The sequence below is a fragment of the Kitasatospora sp. NPDC004669 genome, from assembly GCF_040609455.1.
Lineage (GTDB): Bacteria > Actinomycetota > Actinomycetes > Streptomycetales > Streptomycetaceae > Kitasatospora.
The window spans coordinates 36975-50996 of sequence record NZ_JBEXKB010000036.1; the positions used below are offsets into that span (position 1 = coordinate 36975).

The window sequence follows — 14022 nt, forward strand, 5'->3', positions numbered from 1 at the left end:
ACTTGCCCCGATTCGATCCGAGGAGGACGCCGTGAGCGCCGCGGCCCCCGAGCGTATGCCCGCCCTGTACCTCTCGCACGGCGCGCCGCCGCTCGCCGACGACCCGATCTGGCCGGGCGAGCTGGCCGCCTGGTCGGCCGACCTGCCGCGCCCCAAGGCCGTCCTGATGGTCTCCGCCCACTGGGAGGAGGCTCCGCTGGCCGTCGGCGCCGTCACCACCGTCCCGCTGGTCTACGACTTCTGGGGCTTCCCCGAGCACTACTACACGGTCCAGTACGCCGCCCCCGGCGCCCCGGAACTCGCCGAGCGCGTGCGCAAGCTGCTGCGCGCCCCCGGCACGCCCGTCCAGGACATCCCCGACCGGGGCCTCGACCACGGCGCGTACGTGCCACTGGTGGAGATGTTCCCGGAGGCCGACATCCCGGTGCTGCAGATCTCCATGCCCACCCTCGACCCGCAGCGCCTGCTGGAGATCGGCCGCCGGCTCGCCCCGCTGCGCGACGAGGGCGTGCTGGTCATCGGCAGCGGCTTCTTCACCCACAACCTGCGGGCGCTCAGCAGCGACGGCCGGATCAGCTCGGTGATGGCCGAGTTCGACGACTGGGGCCGACGCGCCCTGGACGCCCACGACCTGGACGCGCTGCTCGACTTCGAGCACAAGGCTCCGGCCGGACGCCTCGCCCACCCGCGCACCGAGCACTTTGCCCCGCTGTTCGTCACCCTCGGCGCCGGCGAGGCCGACCTCGGCAGCCAGCGCAGCGTCATCGACGGGTTCTGGATGGGGCTGGCCAAGCGGTCGATCCAGCTGGGCTGACCGGGGGTTCCCGCCGCCGACGGCTACAGGGCGCAGCAGGTGAAGCGCTCGCCGATGTGCTCCGGCTGCTCGACCTCGTCCACCAGGGCGACCGCGTAGTCCGGCACCGAGATCCGGCTGTGCCCCTCGGCGTCGGTGAGCAACTGCTCCAGGCCCGTCCGGTAGCGGCCGGTCCGCTCCCCCGGGCCGATCTCGGCGGGCGGGCTGAGCACCGTCCAGCGGATGTCGGAGACCGTCCGGTAGTAGTCCAGCGCCGCACCGTGGGCGTGCATGATCTGCAGGAGCGGCTCGGGCAGGCCCGGGGTGTCCCAGACCCGGACGCCCGGCGCGGTCTCCAGGCTGCCCGCGCCGCCGACCGCGACCAGCCGGGGCGCCCCGTCGCCGAGCGCGCGCAGGCCCTCGACCAGGGAGCGCGCGGCGGGCTCGATCAGCGCCAGGTGGCCGGGGCCGTTGCCGCCGCCGACGGCGCTGACCAGGACGTCCCGGTCGACCGCGACCCGGGCCACGTCGGCCGGGTCCAGCACGTCGGCGCGCTCCACGAAGGCGGCCTCACCCCGGTAGCGGTCCGGGTCGCGGACCACGGCGGTGACCTCGTGTCCGCGGGCCGCCGCCTCCGCGACGACGGCGCTGCCGATGCTGCCGTTGGCGCCGATCACGACGATTCTGGCCATGGGGTACCTGCCTGGTTGCTCGCACGGGAGGGATGGCGTCAGACAGGGTCGATTATCGGACGAATTCCCGGCGGTGGCTCGGGGCCTCGGCCGATCGTGTGACGGCCCGTCTCCTGCGGCGACCCGCGCGCTGCGGTCGGTCCCGCACCGTGACCCGTCCCGCACCGTGGCCCTTCTCGCACCGTGGCCGTTCTCGTGCCACGGCCCGCCGAGCCGTACGGCTTCGTGCCGGACCGGCTCTTCCCGCACGCACCGGAGGAGCCGGACGCCCACCCGGCGGAGGCCCTGCTCCGGTGCACCGGGCGCCGGGAACTGAACGGCCGCCCGCAGAAGTCCTCGTGGAACTGGCGGGCGGCCATGGGCGAGTGGCCGGACCGGGGCGCTCGCTCAGGCGCCGCCGGTGGCGATGCGCTCGGCCTGGCTGCGCTCGACGCAGAACTCGTTGCCCTCCGGGTCGGCCATGGTGATCCAGCCCGTGCCGTCCGGGCGGCGGTGGTCCGCCAGCACCGTGGCGCCCAGGGCGACCAGGCGCTCCGCCTCCTCGTCCCGGGTGCGGTCCTGCGGCTGGAGGTCGAGGTGGGTCCGGTTCTTCACCGACTTGCCGTCGGGCACCTTGATGAAGAGCAGCGAGGCGCCGGCGGAGTTCACCACCGCCTCCGGGTCGCCCGGGTTGTCGTCATCGGCCAGGGTGCCGTCCAACGCCTGCGCCCAGAAGCCCGCGAGGGCGAACGGGTCGGCGCAGTCGAACGTCACATGCCGTACCAGAGAAGCCATGCGCTCACTCTGACCTGTGCCGTTCGGACGTGTCCAGCCTTTTCCGGGTGTGCCGGTGGCCGTCCAGCGGATACGGCGGGAAGGCCGGGACGATCTCCGTGAAGGCGTAGCCGCTCTTCTCCGCGACCCGGCAGGAGGCGTCGTTGTCCCCCTCGTGCAAAAGGTCGATCCGGAGCAGGCCGTCCTCGGCGAAGGTGGCGAAGGCCCAGTCGGTGAGGGCCTCCACCGCGTGCGGGGCCACCCCCCGGCCGCGCGCCGGGGCCGCCGTCCAGTAGCCGACCTCGGCCCTCTCCCCGCCCGGGACGCCGCGCTTGAGCACGACGTTGCCGACCAGTTCGCCGGCTTCGAGGACGGCGAAGGAGTAGCGGGTGCCGGCCGCCCAGCCCTCGTACTGCAGGCCCAGCCAGTGCGCGGCCTGCTCGGCGTCGCCTATCACGTTGCGGTTGCGGCGGCGCAGCGTCTCGTCCCGGTAGGCCTCGATCAGGGCCGGGGCGTCGGAGTCCTGGAAGGGGCGCAGCAGCAGGCCGTCGATTGTCGGGTAGTCGGTGACCATCACTTCTCCAGCCCCTCCCAGCCCCAGCGCGGCACCGGGCCGGGCTCGCCGAGATCGGTGCCGGCCGGGGAGGCGGAGACGTCCTCCGCGATCCGGGTGCCCCAGTCGAAGTAGTCCAGCACCCGGCGGCGCAGCGCCTCGTCCTCGGGCAGCTCCTCGCGGACCGCCTCGGCCATGATCTCCATCCAGCGCAGCCGCTGCTCCTCGGGGATGACCAGGCCCACGTGGGCGCGCAGCAGGGCCTGGTGGCCGCCGAGCTCGTCGGTGAAGGCGGTGGGGCCGCCGAACACCTCGGCCAGCCAGACGGTGACGCGCTCGATGTGGGTGTCGGTGAAGCCGGCGAAGACCGGCGCGAGCAGGGGGTCGGCGAGGACGCCCCGGTAGAAGGTGTGGCTGAGGCGGCGCAGGGCCTCGATGCCGCCGACGGCCTCGTAGAGGGTGTCAGGACGTTGGTCGCTCATGGCTGTTCTCCCCGTGGGTGCGTGTGGCTGCGCGTTATGACCTTCCTAGCAGGCGGGTGGCCGCTCGGGCGGGGTCGGGGCGGCGCCGTTCGCGCGGGGCTCAGTAAGCGGAGGCCGGGACCTCGGTTTGACCTTGACGCTGGCGGCAGGGTCGGAGGGTTCTCCGCATGAGCGACGAGAACGTGGTGAAGCAGCGGGTCGTGGTGGTCACCGGGGCCGGGACGGGGATCGGGCGGGAGACCGCGCGGGCCTTCGCGGCCGCGGGGGCGCGGGTGCTGGCGGTCGGGCGGCGGGTGGAGCCGCTGACGGAGACGGCGGCCGCACACCCGGGGCTGATCGAGCCGCTGGCCGCGGACATCACCGGGCCGGACGCGCCGGAGGCGATCGTCGGGGCGGCGCTGGAGAAGTTCGGGCGGCTGGACGTACTGGTCAACAACGCCGGGATCGTGCAGAGCGGGCAGGGCCTGGGCAGCTACCACGCGGCGGGCATCGAGGCGCTGCTGGCCGTCAATCTGGTCGCGCCGGTGCTACTCGGGCAGGCCGCGGTCCCGGCGCTGACCGAGAGCCGCGGGGTGGTGGTCAACGTGAGCACCGCCGTCGGGCAGCGGGGCTGGCCGACCAACTCGGTGTACGCGGCGAGCAAGGCCGCGCTGGAGACGATCACCCGCGGTTGGGCGGTGGAGCTGGCGCCGCGCGGCATCCGGGTGGCGGCGGTGGCGCCCGGGGCGATCGACACCCCGATCGCCGACCACTCCGGGTACAGCCCCGAGCAGCGGGCGGCGGTGCGCAAGTGGCAGATCGAGCGCACCCCGCTGGGCCGGATCGGCCGACCGGCGGAGGTGGCCTGGGCGATCACCCAACTCGCCTCGCCGCAGGCCTCGTTCGTGACCGGCGTAGTGTTGTCGGTCGACGGGGGCGCGCTGGTGGGTTAGGCAGTGGGGGCGCCCTGACGGGTTGGGCGGCGGGGGCGGTGGCGAGTGCGGATCGGTGAGCTGGCGCAGCGGACGGGCAGTACGGCCCGGGCGCTGCGGCACTACGAGCAGGCCGGGCTGATCGACTCCGAGCGGGCCGCCAACGGCTACCGGGAGTACGGGGCGTCGGCGGTCGTCCGGGTGCGCAACATCCGCGCGCTGGTGGGCGCCGGGCTCACCCTGGAGGACCTCCGGCCGCTGCTGGGCTGCCTGGACGGGGACGTGCTCTCGCGCCCGCCGTCCGAGCGGGTGCTGGGGATCGTCCGGGAGCGGCTGGCGGTGCTGGAGCGCCGGATCGCCGCCCAGACCGAGGCGCGGGACCGGCTGGTCGCGGTGCTGGCGACCGTCGGACAACGCGCGGACAGGCCTTGCACAGACGGGTGACACCCCCGATCGGGGGTGTGCAGGGGGCGGGCGGGAGAGGACAGTGGGCGCATGCAGATTCCACTCTCCGTGATGGACTTCCTCGACCGGGCCGAGCTGGTCTACGGCGACCGGGTCGGCATCGTCGACGAGCCGGTGCAGCCGGCCGAAACCTGGGGCGAGCTGAGCTACCGACGGATCGCCGAACTCGCCCGGGCCCAGGCCGCCGGGCTGGACCGGCTCGGCGTCGGGCCGGGCGAACGGGTCGCGATCGTCTCGCACAACTCGGCACGGCTGCTGACCGCCTTCTTCGGGGTGAGCGGGTACGGCCGGGTGCTGGTGCCGGTGAACTTCCGGCTGAAGGCCGAGGAGGTCGCGTACATCGTCGAGCAGAGCGGCGCCTCCGTGCTGCTGGTCGACCCCGAACTCGCCGACGCGCTGGCCGGGGTGGTGGCCAAGCACAAGTTCGTCCTCGGCGCGGACAGCGACGCCGTGCTCTACGACTTCGACAACGCACCCCGCCGGTACGCCGTCTCCGAGAACGACACCGCCACGATCAACTACACCAGCGGAACCACCGCCCGCCCCAAGGGCGTTCAGCTCACCCACCGCAATGCCTGGCTGAACGCGACCCTGATGGGCCTGCACTACGGAGCGAACGACCGGGACGTGTACCTGCACACCCTGCCGATGTTCCACGCCAACGGCTGGGGCCTGCCGTTCTCGCTCACCGGGCTCGGCGCGCAGCACATCGTGCTGCGCAAGGTGGACGGCGCGGAGATCCTGCGCCGGGTCGAGCGGCACGGAGTGACCTTCCTGTCCGGCGCGCCCGCCGTGGTGCAGATGGTGCTGGACGCGGCCGCCGACTGGGACGGCCCGGTGCCCGGCCGGGACCGGGTGCGGATGATCGTGGCCGGCGCGCCACCGCCGACCTCGGTGGTGCAGCAGGTCGAGGAGCAGCTGGGCTGGGAGTTCATGCAGCTCTACGGCCTGACCGAGACCGCCCCGATCGTCACGGTCAACCGCTCGCGCACCGAGTGGGACGCCCTGCCGGCCGCCGAGCGGGCCGAGAAGCTGGTGCAGGCCGGCGCCCCGGCGCTCGGCACCCAGCTGCGGATCGACCCCTCCGGCGAGGTGCTGGTGCGCTCCAACACCGTGCTGGACGGCTACTGGCAGCAGCCCGAGGCCTCGGCCGAGGCGCTGCGGGACGGCTGGTTCCACACCGGCGACGGCGGCACCCTCACCGACGGTCAACTGACCATCTCGGACCGGAAGAAGGACGTCATCATCAGCGGCGGGGAGAACGTCTCCTCGATCGAGGTGGAGGACTGTCTGTACGGCCACCCGGCGGTGGCGGAGGCGGCGGTGATCGGGGTGCCGCACGAGAAGTGGGGCGAGACGGTCAAGGCGCTGGTGGTGCTCCGGGAGGGCCAGGGGGCCGTCACCGAGGCGGAGTTGATCACGCACTGCAAGCAGCGGCTGGCCGGCTACAAGTCGCCCACCTCGGTGGAGTTCCGGGACACGCTGCCGCGCACCGCGACCGGGAAGCTGCAGAAGTTCCGGCTGCGCGAGCCGTACTGGTCGGGGCGGGAGCGCCAGGTCAACTGACGTCGGGGCTCGGCTGACATCAGGGCTCAGCCGACGTCGGGGCTCAGCCGACGTCGGGGCTCAGCCGACGTCGGGGCTCAGCTGACGAGGCCAGATTCGCGTGCCGCGAGGGCGAGTTCGGTCCGGTTGCGGACACCGAGCTTGTGCATCGCGGACTTGAGGTAGCCGGTCACGGTGTTACAGGTCAGGCCCAGTCGGGCGGCGATCTCCGGGTTGGTCCGGCCGGTCGCCGCCCAGCGCAGCACCTCGTGCTCGCGCGGGGTCAACGGCCGTACGGGGGCGGCCGGTCGGGGACGCTCCCGGTTCCAGGCGGCCGCCCCGACGAGCGCCCGGGTGGCGGCCTCCGCCAGCTTGCCGACGGCGGAGATCCGGACGTCCCCGAACGGCACGACGGCGCGCAGCGAGGCGTACACCACGCCGTGCACGGTGCCGCCGTCCATCAGCGGGACGGTGAGCATCGCGTACAGGTCCTCGGCGGCCACGGCCGCGTCGTAGTGGTGCGAAATGGTCGTCGCCGCACGGTAGTCGGGCACCCAGGTGGGCGCGCGCTCGGCGAGCGCCCGGCCGCCGAGGCCGAGGCCGGCCGGGACGGGCACGTCGTGCAGCAGGTCCGCCCGGGTACCGGCCCAGTGGCGCAGCACCATGCCCTCACTGCCGGGGCGGCTCCCGGGCAGCGGCTCGGGCACGCCGACCAGGCCGACGTCGGCGCCGCACTCGGCCACCACCCGGCGGGCGAGGTCGCCGAGCACGGCGTCCCGGACCAGCTCGGCGGCGCGCGCGGCGAGCTCGGGGTCGTCGGCTCGCGCGACGGTCGGGTCGTTCGTTCGCGCAGCGGTGGGGGTGTCCGCGGCCCTGGTCATCGCGGAATTGTCACACGCGGTGGGGCCGGTGGCGAGAGTCCTGACGTGCGTGTTTCGTGGAGTGGCGGACGCCGGTGCCGGGCCCGGCGTAGGGTGCGGCCGCGAGCTACCGGCGGGTAGCAACTGCCTTGATGGCACTCCTCGAAAGGAAGAGCCGATGACCGACCCGAACGCCCCGGATGACGTCCTGCGCGGCCTGCTGGCCGACCTGCGGGCCGAGAGCGCGGTCGTGGACGGCCTGGTGGCCGGGACGGCGGCCGAGGACTGGGCCCGGCCGACCTCCGCCGAGGGGTGGACGGTCGCGTACCAGATCGCCCACCTGGCGTGGACCGACCACTGGACGGCGCTGGCCGCACGCGACCCGGAGGGCTTCACCGCATCGCTCGGTGGCCGCTTCACCGAGCTGCTGGCCTCCGGGGCCGACCCGGTCGAGGAGGGGGCGCGGGAGGGCGCGGCCGCCGAGCCCGCAGAGCTGCTGGCCCGTTGGCGGGCCGGCCGGGAGGAGGTGCTGGCCGCGCTGACCGCCGCCCCGGCCGACGTCCGGCTGCCCTGGTTCGGCCCGCCGATGAAGCCCGCCTCGATGGCCACCGCCCGGCTGATGGAGACCTGGGCGCACGGCCAGGACGTCGCGGACGCGCTCGGCGCGACCCGGGAGCCCAGCGCCCGGCTGCGGCACATCGCCCACCTGGGGCTGCGCACCCTGGGCTTCGCCTTCGCCGCACACGGGCTGCCCGCGCCGGAGCGGCCGGTGCGACTCGAACTGACCGCCCCCGACGGCGGGCTGTGGGCCCTCGGCCCGGCCGACGCGCCGGATGTGGTGACCGGCCCGGCCCTGGACTTCTGTCTGCTGGTGACCCAGCGCCGCCACCGGGACGACCTCGCCCTCACCGCCACCGGCCCGACCGCCACCGCCTGGCTCCCGATCGCCCAGGCCTTCGCCGGGCCGCCCGGCAAGGGGCGACAGCCCCGGGCGTAGGACCTGTCGGACCCCCGGCGGACGAGCCCTCCTTCCGAGCCTCCCCCGGCCCACCCCGTTCAGAGGCCGATCCGGAGCGGGGTGAGCCGGGTGGCGATCAGGTTGGTGGCGCCCCGGTCACGCTCGATGTGGCCGTGCACCAGCAGGCCGGCCCGGTCCAGGGCGGTGCGGCGCTGGGACTCCCAGACCGGGCGGTTGCAGATCACGTTGATCAGGCCGGTCTCGTCCTCCAGGCTGAGGAAGAGCACCCCGCCGGCCGTCGGCGGCCGCTGCCGGTGGGTGACCAGGCCGCCGACCATCACCGCCGTTCCCGGTGGCACGTCCGGGAGTTGGGCGGCGGAGAGCGCACCGCCGCGCTCCAGGTGGGCGCGCAGGTGCTGGAGCGGGTGGCTGGTGGCGGAGGTGCCGGTGGCCCACAGGTCGGCGATGGTCGCCTCGACCGGGCTCAGCTCGGGCAGCTCCGGCGCCTCGGTGCCGGGGGTGGTGCCGGGCAGCAGTTCGGCCGAGATCCCGGCGAACGCGCCCGCCGCCCACAGCGCCTGACGCCTCGTCAGTTCGAAGCAGTCGAAGGCGCCGGCCGTCGCCAGCGCTTCCAGGACGGACGCGGGCAGGCCGGTGCGGCGGGCGAAGTCCTCCAGGTCGGCGTACGGCTGCCCGGCCGCGATCGCCTCGGCCTGCGGGGTGCCGATGCCGCGCACCGTTTCCAGGCCGAGCCGGATGGCCGGCTGGGGGCGGCCGGCGGTCAGCGGCGGCTTGGGCGTCGGGCCCCGGTACGGCTCCAGGGTGGGGCGCGGCCCGCTGGCGTTGACGTCCACCCCGCGCACCCGTACGCCGTGCCGCCGGACATCCGCGACCAGGCTGAGCGGCGAGTAGAAGCCCATCGGCTGGTTGGCCAGCAGGGCGCAGGTGAAGGCCGCCGGGAAGTGGTACTTGAGCCAGGCGCTGGCGTACACCAGGTAGGCGAAGCTGATCGCGTGGCTCTCGGGGAAGCCGTAGTTGGAGAAGGCCTCGATCTTGCCGTAGACGTCCTCGGCCACCTCGGGCGGGATGCCGCGCTCGGCCATCCCGCCCAGTAGCCGCTCGCGCAGCCGGGCGACCCGCTCGTGGGAGCGCTTGGCGCCCATCGCCTGGCGCAGCCGGTCGGCCTCGGAGGGCGTGAACCCGGCGCAGTCGATGGCGAGTTGCATCATCTGCTCCTGGAACAGCGGCACCCCGAGGGTCTTGCCGAGGGCGTTCTCCATCAGCGGGTGCGGGCAGCCGGGCGGCTCCGCCCCGGCGCGGCGGCGCAGGTACGGGTGGACGGATCCGCCCTGGATCGGGCCGGGGCGGATCAGCGCGACCTCGACCACCAGGTCGTAGAAGTGGTCCGGCTTGAGCCGGGGCAGGGTGGCCATCTGCGCCCGGGACTCGACCTGGAACACGCCCACGGTGTCGGCGCGGCGCAGCATCGCGTACACGCCCGGGTCGTCGTCCGGGATGGTGGCCAGGTCGTAGCGCAGGCCGTGGTGTTCGGCGACCAGGTCGCAGGTGTCGTGCAGCGCGGCGAGCATGCCGAGGCCGAGCAGGTCGATCTTCACCAGCCCGGCGCCGGCGGTGGACTCCTTGTCCCACTGCAGCACCGAGCGCCCGGGCATCCGGGCCCACTCGGTCGGGCAGATCTCACCGATCGGCTCCCTGGTGAGCACCATGCCGCCCGAGTGGATGCCCAAGTGGCGTGGCAGGCCGTGGAGTTGGGTGGCGAGCGAGAGCACGTCGGCGGGGATGACGGCGTCCGCGCCGGGGGCGGAGCGGAAGTCGGTCTGCCGACTGAAGGCGTCCACCTGCCCCTGCGGGTAGCCGAGCACCCGGGCGGCATCGCGGATCGCCAGCCGGGGCCGGTAGGTGATCACATTGGCGACCTGGGCGGCGTGCTCGCGGCCGTAGCGGCGGTAGACGTACTGGATGACCTCCTCGCGGCGACGGTTCTCGATGTCCAGGTCGATGTCGGGCGGACCGTCCCGGGCGGTGGAGAGGAAGCGCTCGAACAGCAGCTTGTAGTGGATCGGGTCGACGGCGGTGATCCCGAGGGCGAAGCAGACCGCCGAGTTGGCGGCCGAGCCGCGGCCCTGGCACCAGATGGACTCGCGGCGGCAGAAGTCCACGATGTCGTGCACGATCAGGAAGTAGCCGGCCAGGTCGAGGTCCTCGATCACGTCCAGCTCCTTGGCGAGCTGGCGGCGGGCGGCGGCGTTGCCGGGGCCGAAGCGGGCCGGGCCGCCGGCCGCGACCAGGGCCCGCAGATGGCTGATCTCGGTCTCGCCCGCGGGGACGGGGTAGCCGGGCAGCTCCGGGTCCAGCTTGGCGAAGTCGAAGGCGCAGGACCGGCCGAGTTCGACGGTGGCCCGCTGCACCCCGGGGAAGCGGGCCAGCCGGGCGGCCATCTCCCGGCCCGAGCGCAGGTGCGCGGTGCCGGCCGCCCTGGTCCAGCCGGCCGCCTCCTGCAGGGTGCGGCGCTCGTGCAGCGCGGCCAGGCTCTGCGCCAGGCGGCCCTGAGCGGGGCCGGCGTGGTGGGCGTTGGTGGAGGCGACGACGGGAAGTCGCGCCTGGGCGGCGAGCGCGGCGAGGGCGTCGTTGCGCCGGTCGTCGCCGGGCAGCCACTGGTCGATCAGCTCGACGTGCACGTTCCCGCGGCCGAACGCCTCGGTGAGGGTGCGGAGCTGGTGTTCGGGACGCTGTGTTCCGTTGAGCGCGGCGGGGACCCGGCCGAGGCGGCAGCCGGTGAGCACCGCCCAATGGCCGTCGTGCGCCCCGGCCAGCGTGGCGAGGTCGTACATCGGGCGGCCCTTGGCGCCGCCGGCCAGCTGGGCGGCGGCGATCGCGGCGGAGAGACGGCGGTAGCCGGCCGGGTCACGGGCGAGGACCAGTAGGTGTTCGATGTCGCCCGCTTCGTGGCGGATGGTCAGCTCGGCGCCGAACACGGTGGCCACGCCCGTCCCCCGGGCCGCCTCGGCGAGCCGGACGGCGCCGTACAGACCGTCGTGGTCGGTGATCGCGAGGGTCTCCACGCCCAGCCGGGCCGCCTCGGCGACCAGGTCTTCCGGGTCACTGGCGCCGTCCAGGAAGCTGAAGGCGGAGTGGACGTGCAGTTCGGCCCAGGGCTCGTCGCTGTCGACCCTCACGGCAGGGGGGTCCCCGACGGGGCGGCGCAGCGGGACGACCGTACGGTCCGGCGCCGCGCCGGTCAGCCGTCGGTGCAGCTCGCTCCAGGGGAGGGTGGGGTGGCTGGTGAAGCCCATCGGGGGTTGCCTTCGTCGTTCTCGTGCTCGTCCTGCTCCCCCCTGCTCCGGGTCCCGGGGGCCGAAGGCCCTCCTTCGGGTTCCGGGACCGCTGGCCCTCCGGGTTCCGGGACCGCTAGTCGTAGCCGGCCTCCAGGTGCCACGCACCCCCCTCCACGGTGAGCAGCAGCGCGCGGCCGCCGTCCACCACCACCTGGAACCGCGCCCGGCGGCGGGTGAGCGACTGGTCCCACCAGTACTCGACCGCCGGCCAGGGCCCGGTCCAGCCCTCCACCCGCTCCTCCCGTCCCCGGGCCACGACCAGGGCCGGCCGGCCCGACACCCCCGCCCGGCCGTCCACCGTCACCGGCTGCCCCGCCTCGTCCAGCACCCGCACCGGCACCGGCTCGCGCAGCACCACGGCCGGCCAGAGGTCCACCAGCCGCCCCGGCCAGGGCGCGTCGGCCGGGGCCGCCGCCTCGTACGGCTCGCCCCACGGCACCTTGACCTGCTGCTCGCCCGGGCCGCGCCCGCCGGCCGGCTCGATCCGGCGCAGCCCGGCGTGCCCGAGCACCGCCTGCACCCGGGCCACCGCGCGCTCCACCCGGTCGTCCGCGACGGCCTGCCCCCACAGCGCGAGCTGGCGGCCCTGGTCCGGAGAGAGGCCGTCGGGGGCCAGACGGAGGAGGGTGAAGCCCTCTTGTCCGCCGTCCTCGAAGGTGCCCGCGCCCTGCCAGGCCTGGAGCTGCCAGCGGACCCGCTCGGCCAGCGCCGTCGCCGACAGCCCGCCTTCGTGCCGCCACAGCCGCGAGGCGGTCCGGCCGTCCGCGCAGGCCACCTCGACGGCCACCCGGCGGCAGGTCAGCCCGGCCCCGGCCAGCCGCTGGTGCAGCCGCTCGGCCAGCGTGCGGGCGACGAACACCAGCGGCTCGGCGAGCGGCTCCGGCGGGTCGAAGCGCTGCTCGACGGAGAGGTCCGGCTCCTCGCCGCGCGGCACCAGCGGGCGCGGCTGCAGACCGCGAGCCAGCCGGTGCGCGGCCGTCCCGGCCGGGCCGAAGCGGTCCGCGACCGCCTCCGCGGGCAGCGCGGCGAAGGCCCCGACGGTGGGCAGGCCGAGCCGCCCCAGCAGATCGGCGAGCGTCTCGTCGCCCAGCGCGCCCACCGGGTACGGGGCGAGGAACTCCGCCGTACGTCCGGCGGGCACCAGCACCCCGGCGCGGGCGGCGAGCACGGCGGCGAACAGGCCGTCGGCGACGCCGACCTGGGCGTGGGGGGCGGTCGGCGGCGCTGCCGGGTCGGCTCGGTCGGCTCGGTCGGACTGGTCTGCGTGGTCGGCTCGGTCGGACTGGTCTGCGTGGTCGGCCGGTGCTGCCGGTACCGCGTCGGGCACCGTCACCGCGCCGGGGACGGCGTCCGGAACGGGCGGTCGGCCGAGCGCCTCCGCCACCGCCGCACCGACCTTGACCGCCAGCGCCTCCTCGCCGCCGAAGTAGCGGCCCGGACCCTTCACCGGAATGGCGCACAGGCCCGGGCGGATCACCTCCACCCGGGGCGTGAACGCCTCCACCGCCGCGACCACCGGCTCGAAGCGGCGGGTCTCCGCCTCCGGGTCGCGGTCGCGCAGCTCCAGCTCCGGGCAGAGCCGCTGGGCCAGCTTGAGCCGCTGCCCCTGCCGCACCCCGGCCGCCCGGGCGCCCGCCGAGCAGGCGAGGATCCGCCCGCCCTCGGTCACCGCCACCGGGTCGTCGCCGGTGACGGCCACCACCGGCCAGTCCGGACACCAGACCACCAGCACCCGGGGAGTTCGGTCGCCGTCCCGCATCGTCGGCATGTCACACCACCGCCGCCACCGGTTGCGGGCGCTCCCTGAGGGGCTGCTCCCGGACCGGGCGCACCGCGCCGTGCTCGTCCGGCAGCCAGAGCCGAGCCGACCGGCCGCGCACCGCCGAGCCACGGCCCTCGGCCACCACCTCCACCTGCCGTCCGGCGAGCTGCCCGTAGCCGTCCCCCAGCCCGAACCAGCGCCCGGACCGCACGCCCAGCCGCAGCACCGCCCCCGGCCACGGCCCGGCCACCAGCAGCACACAACCGCTGCGCCGCAGCACCGCGGCCAGCCGGGCGGCCGACTTCGGCGGCACCGGTCCGGCCGGGCGCAGCATGATCAGCTCCACCGCACCGGCCAGCACCGACACCACCTCGGGCCAGTGCGGCCCCGGGTCGTCCGCGACCAGCAGGCGCCGCAGATCCAGCCCATACCCCTCGGCAGCGGCCAGCCCCAGGTCCGGCAGCCCGATCGCCGCCGCCCAGCCGCCCTCGGTCTCCCGCACCCCGGCGGCCAGCGCCAGCAGCAGCCCTGCGTCCCCGCCCGCCACCGACACCGCCGTCCCCCGCCGCAGCCCGCCGTCCGGCAGCACTTCCCGCAGCGCGGGCACCACCGGCACCAGCCCGCGCACCGCCGCCTGCCCGTCCTCGGGCACGACGGCGGATGCCACCGGGCGGAGCGTCACCGTCTTCGTCTTCGGCTCCTCCTGTTCCCCCGGCTCCCCTGGCTCTCCCGCCAGGGCAGCCGGGAACGCCACCGGCCGAAGCGCGGGGCGTTCGGGCTGCTCGGCGGCAGATTCGAAAACAGATTCGAAAACGGGCACAACCCCAGGATCGAACATTCGTTCGCAAAGATTCAAGTCCGCCTCATCCGCCCAACCCGTCACTCTCCGTGC

13 protein-coding genes are annotated in these 14022 nt (G+C 74.9%); 5 read left to right on the top strand and 8 right to left on the bottom strand.

The features are described from left to right. The first annotated feature begins 31 nt into the window (after positions 1–31). Entirely contained in the window at positions 32–814 is a 783-nt protein-coding gene (locus ABZW30_RS27035; protein WP_355673789.1) for a class III extradiol ring-cleavage dioxygenase, read from the top strand. 23 nt (positions 815–837) lie between these two features. Here ABZW30_RS27035 and ABZW30_RS27040 read toward each other — a convergent pair whose 3' ends face one another. From ABZW30_RS27040 to ABZW30_RS27055, 4 genes are all read right to left on the bottom strand, one after another. Beyond that, positions 838–1485: an NAD(P)H-binding protein gene (locus ABZW30_RS27040; RefSeq protein ID WP_355673790.1), complete on the bottom strand. Its 648-nt coding sequence runs from the start codon at positions 1483–1485 to the stop codon at positions 838–840. A gap of 387 nt (positions 1486–1872) precedes the next feature. Next, on the bottom strand, positions 1873–2259 hold the full coding sequence (locus ABZW30_RS27045; protein WP_355673791.1) for a VOC family protein: 387 nt from the start codon (positions 2257–2259) through the stop codon (positions 1873–1875). A gap of 4 nt (positions 2260–2263) precedes the next feature. Beyond that, entirely contained in the window at positions 2264–2812 is a 549-nt protein-coding gene (locus ABZW30_RS27050) for a GNAT family N-acetyltransferase (protein WP_355673792.1), read from the bottom strand. Beyond that, positions 2812–3273 (bottom strand): group II truncated hemoglobin, encoded by a 462-nt coding sequence (locus ABZW30_RS27055; protein ID WP_355673793.1) that lies wholly within the window; start codon positions 3271–3273, stop codon positions 2812–2814. Before ABZW30_RS27055 ends, ABZW30_RS27050 begins: the two co-directional genes overlap by 1 nt. A gap of 167 nt (positions 3274–3440) precedes the next feature. On the opposite strand from ABZW30_RS27055, the gene ABZW30_RS27060 reads away from it, so the two are divergent. From ABZW30_RS27060 to ABZW30_RS27070, 3 genes are read left to right on the top strand one after another with little or no spacing between them, the layout of a single operon-like run. Continuing rightward, on the top strand, positions 3441–4205 hold the full coding sequence (locus ABZW30_RS27060) for an SDR family oxidoreductase (protein WP_355673794.1): 765 nt from the start codon (positions 3441–3443) through the stop codon (positions 4203–4205). A 45-nt stretch (positions 4206–4250) separates the two neighbouring features. After that, positions 4251–4628 carry a MerR family transcriptional regulator gene (locus ABZW30_RS27065; RefSeq protein ID WP_355673795.1) on the top strand — a complete coding sequence of 126 codons (378 nt, stop codon included), beginning with the start codon at positions 4251–4253 and terminating at the stop codon, positions 4626–4628. A gap of 51 nt (positions 4629–4679) precedes the next feature. Continuing rightward, a complete protein-coding gene (locus ABZW30_RS27070) occupies positions 4680–6215 on the top strand; it encodes an AMP-binding protein (RefSeq protein WP_355673796.1) in 1536 nt (511 codons plus the stop codon). A gap of 77 nt (positions 6216–6292) precedes the next feature. On the opposite strand, the gene ABZW30_RS27075 is transcribed toward ABZW30_RS27070, so the two are convergent. Further along, positions 6293–7075, bottom strand: a complete 783-nt coding sequence (locus ABZW30_RS27075; RefSeq protein WP_355673797.1) for a LuxR C-terminal-related transcriptional regulator — start codon at positions 7073–7075, stop codon at positions 6293–6295. Between the two features lie 157 nt (positions 7076–7232). On the opposite strand from ABZW30_RS27075, the gene ABZW30_RS27080 reads away from it, so the two are divergent. Then, on the top strand, positions 7233–8051 hold the full coding sequence (locus ABZW30_RS27080) for a TIGR03084 family metal-binding protein (RefSeq protein WP_355673798.1): 819 nt from the start codon (positions 7233–7235) through the stop codon (positions 8049–8051). Positions 8052–8110: 59 nt separating this feature from the next. Here the strand turns inward: ABZW30_RS27080 and ABZW30_RS27085 are convergent, their stop codons facing one another. The 3 genes from ABZW30_RS27085 to ABZW30_RS27095 all read right to left on the bottom strand — a co-directional run bounded on the left by ABZW30_RS27085 (position 8111) and on the right by ABZW30_RS27095 (position 13797). Then, positions 8111–11326 carry an error-prone DNA polymerase gene (locus ABZW30_RS27085; RefSeq protein ID WP_355673799.1) on the bottom strand — a complete coding sequence of 1072 codons (3216 nt, stop codon included), beginning with the start codon at positions 11324–11326 and terminating at the stop codon, positions 8111–8113. A 115-nt stretch (positions 11327–11441) separates the two neighbouring features. Continuing rightward, positions 11442–13136, bottom strand: a complete 1695-nt coding sequence (locus ABZW30_RS27090; protein ID WP_355673800.1) for a DNA polymerase Y family protein — start codon at positions 13134–13136, stop codon at positions 11442–11444. A gap of 1 nt (position 13137) precedes the next feature. After that, a complete protein-coding gene (locus ABZW30_RS27095) occupies positions 13138–13797 on the bottom strand; it encodes a hypothetical protein (protein WP_355673849.1) in 660 nt (219 codons plus the stop codon). Positions 13798–14022: the final 225 nt, after the last annotated feature.

Excerpts from the sequence above, each read along its gene's own strand:
- ABZW30_RS27040 (WP_355673790.1), bottom strand. The coding sequence starts at position 1,485 with ATGGCCAGAATCGTCGTGATCGGCGCCAACGGCAGCATCGGCAGCGCC.
- ABZW30_RS27045 (WP_355673791.1), bottom strand. The coding sequence starts at position 2,259 with ATGGCTTCTCTGGTACGGCATGTGACGTTCGACTGCGCCGACCCGTTC.
- ABZW30_RS27050 (WP_355673792.1), bottom strand. The coding sequence starts at position 2,812 with ATGGTCACCGACTACCCGACAATCGACGGCCTGCTGCTGCGCCCCTTC.
- ABZW30_RS27055 (WP_355673793.1), bottom strand. The coding sequence starts at position 3,273 with ATGAGCGACCAACGTCCTGACACCCTCTACGAGGCCGTCGGCGGCATC.
- ABZW30_RS27060 (WP_355673794.1), top strand. The coding sequence starts at position 3,441 with ATGAGCGACGAGAACGTGGTGAAGCAGCGGGTCGTGGTGGTCACCGGG.
- ABZW30_RS27070 (WP_355673796.1), top strand. The coding sequence starts at position 4,680 with ATGCAGATTCCACTCTCCGTGATGGACTTCCTCGACCGGGCCGAGCTG.
- ABZW30_RS27075 (WP_355673797.1), bottom strand. The coding sequence starts at position 7,075 with ATGACCAGGGCCGCGGACACCCCCACCGCTGCGCGAACGAACGACCCG.
- ABZW30_RS27080 (WP_355673798.1), top strand. The coding sequence starts at position 7,233 with ATGACCGACCCGAACGCCCCGGATGACGTCCTGCGCGGCCTGCTGGCC.
- ABZW30_RS27085 (WP_355673799.1), bottom strand. The coding sequence starts at position 11,326 with ATGGGCTTCACCAGCCACCCCACCCTCCCCTGGAGCGAGCTGCACCGA.
- ABZW30_RS27090 (WP_355673800.1), bottom strand. The coding sequence starts at position 13,136 with ATGCCGACGATGCGGGACGGCGACCGAACTCCCCGGGTGCTGGTGGTC.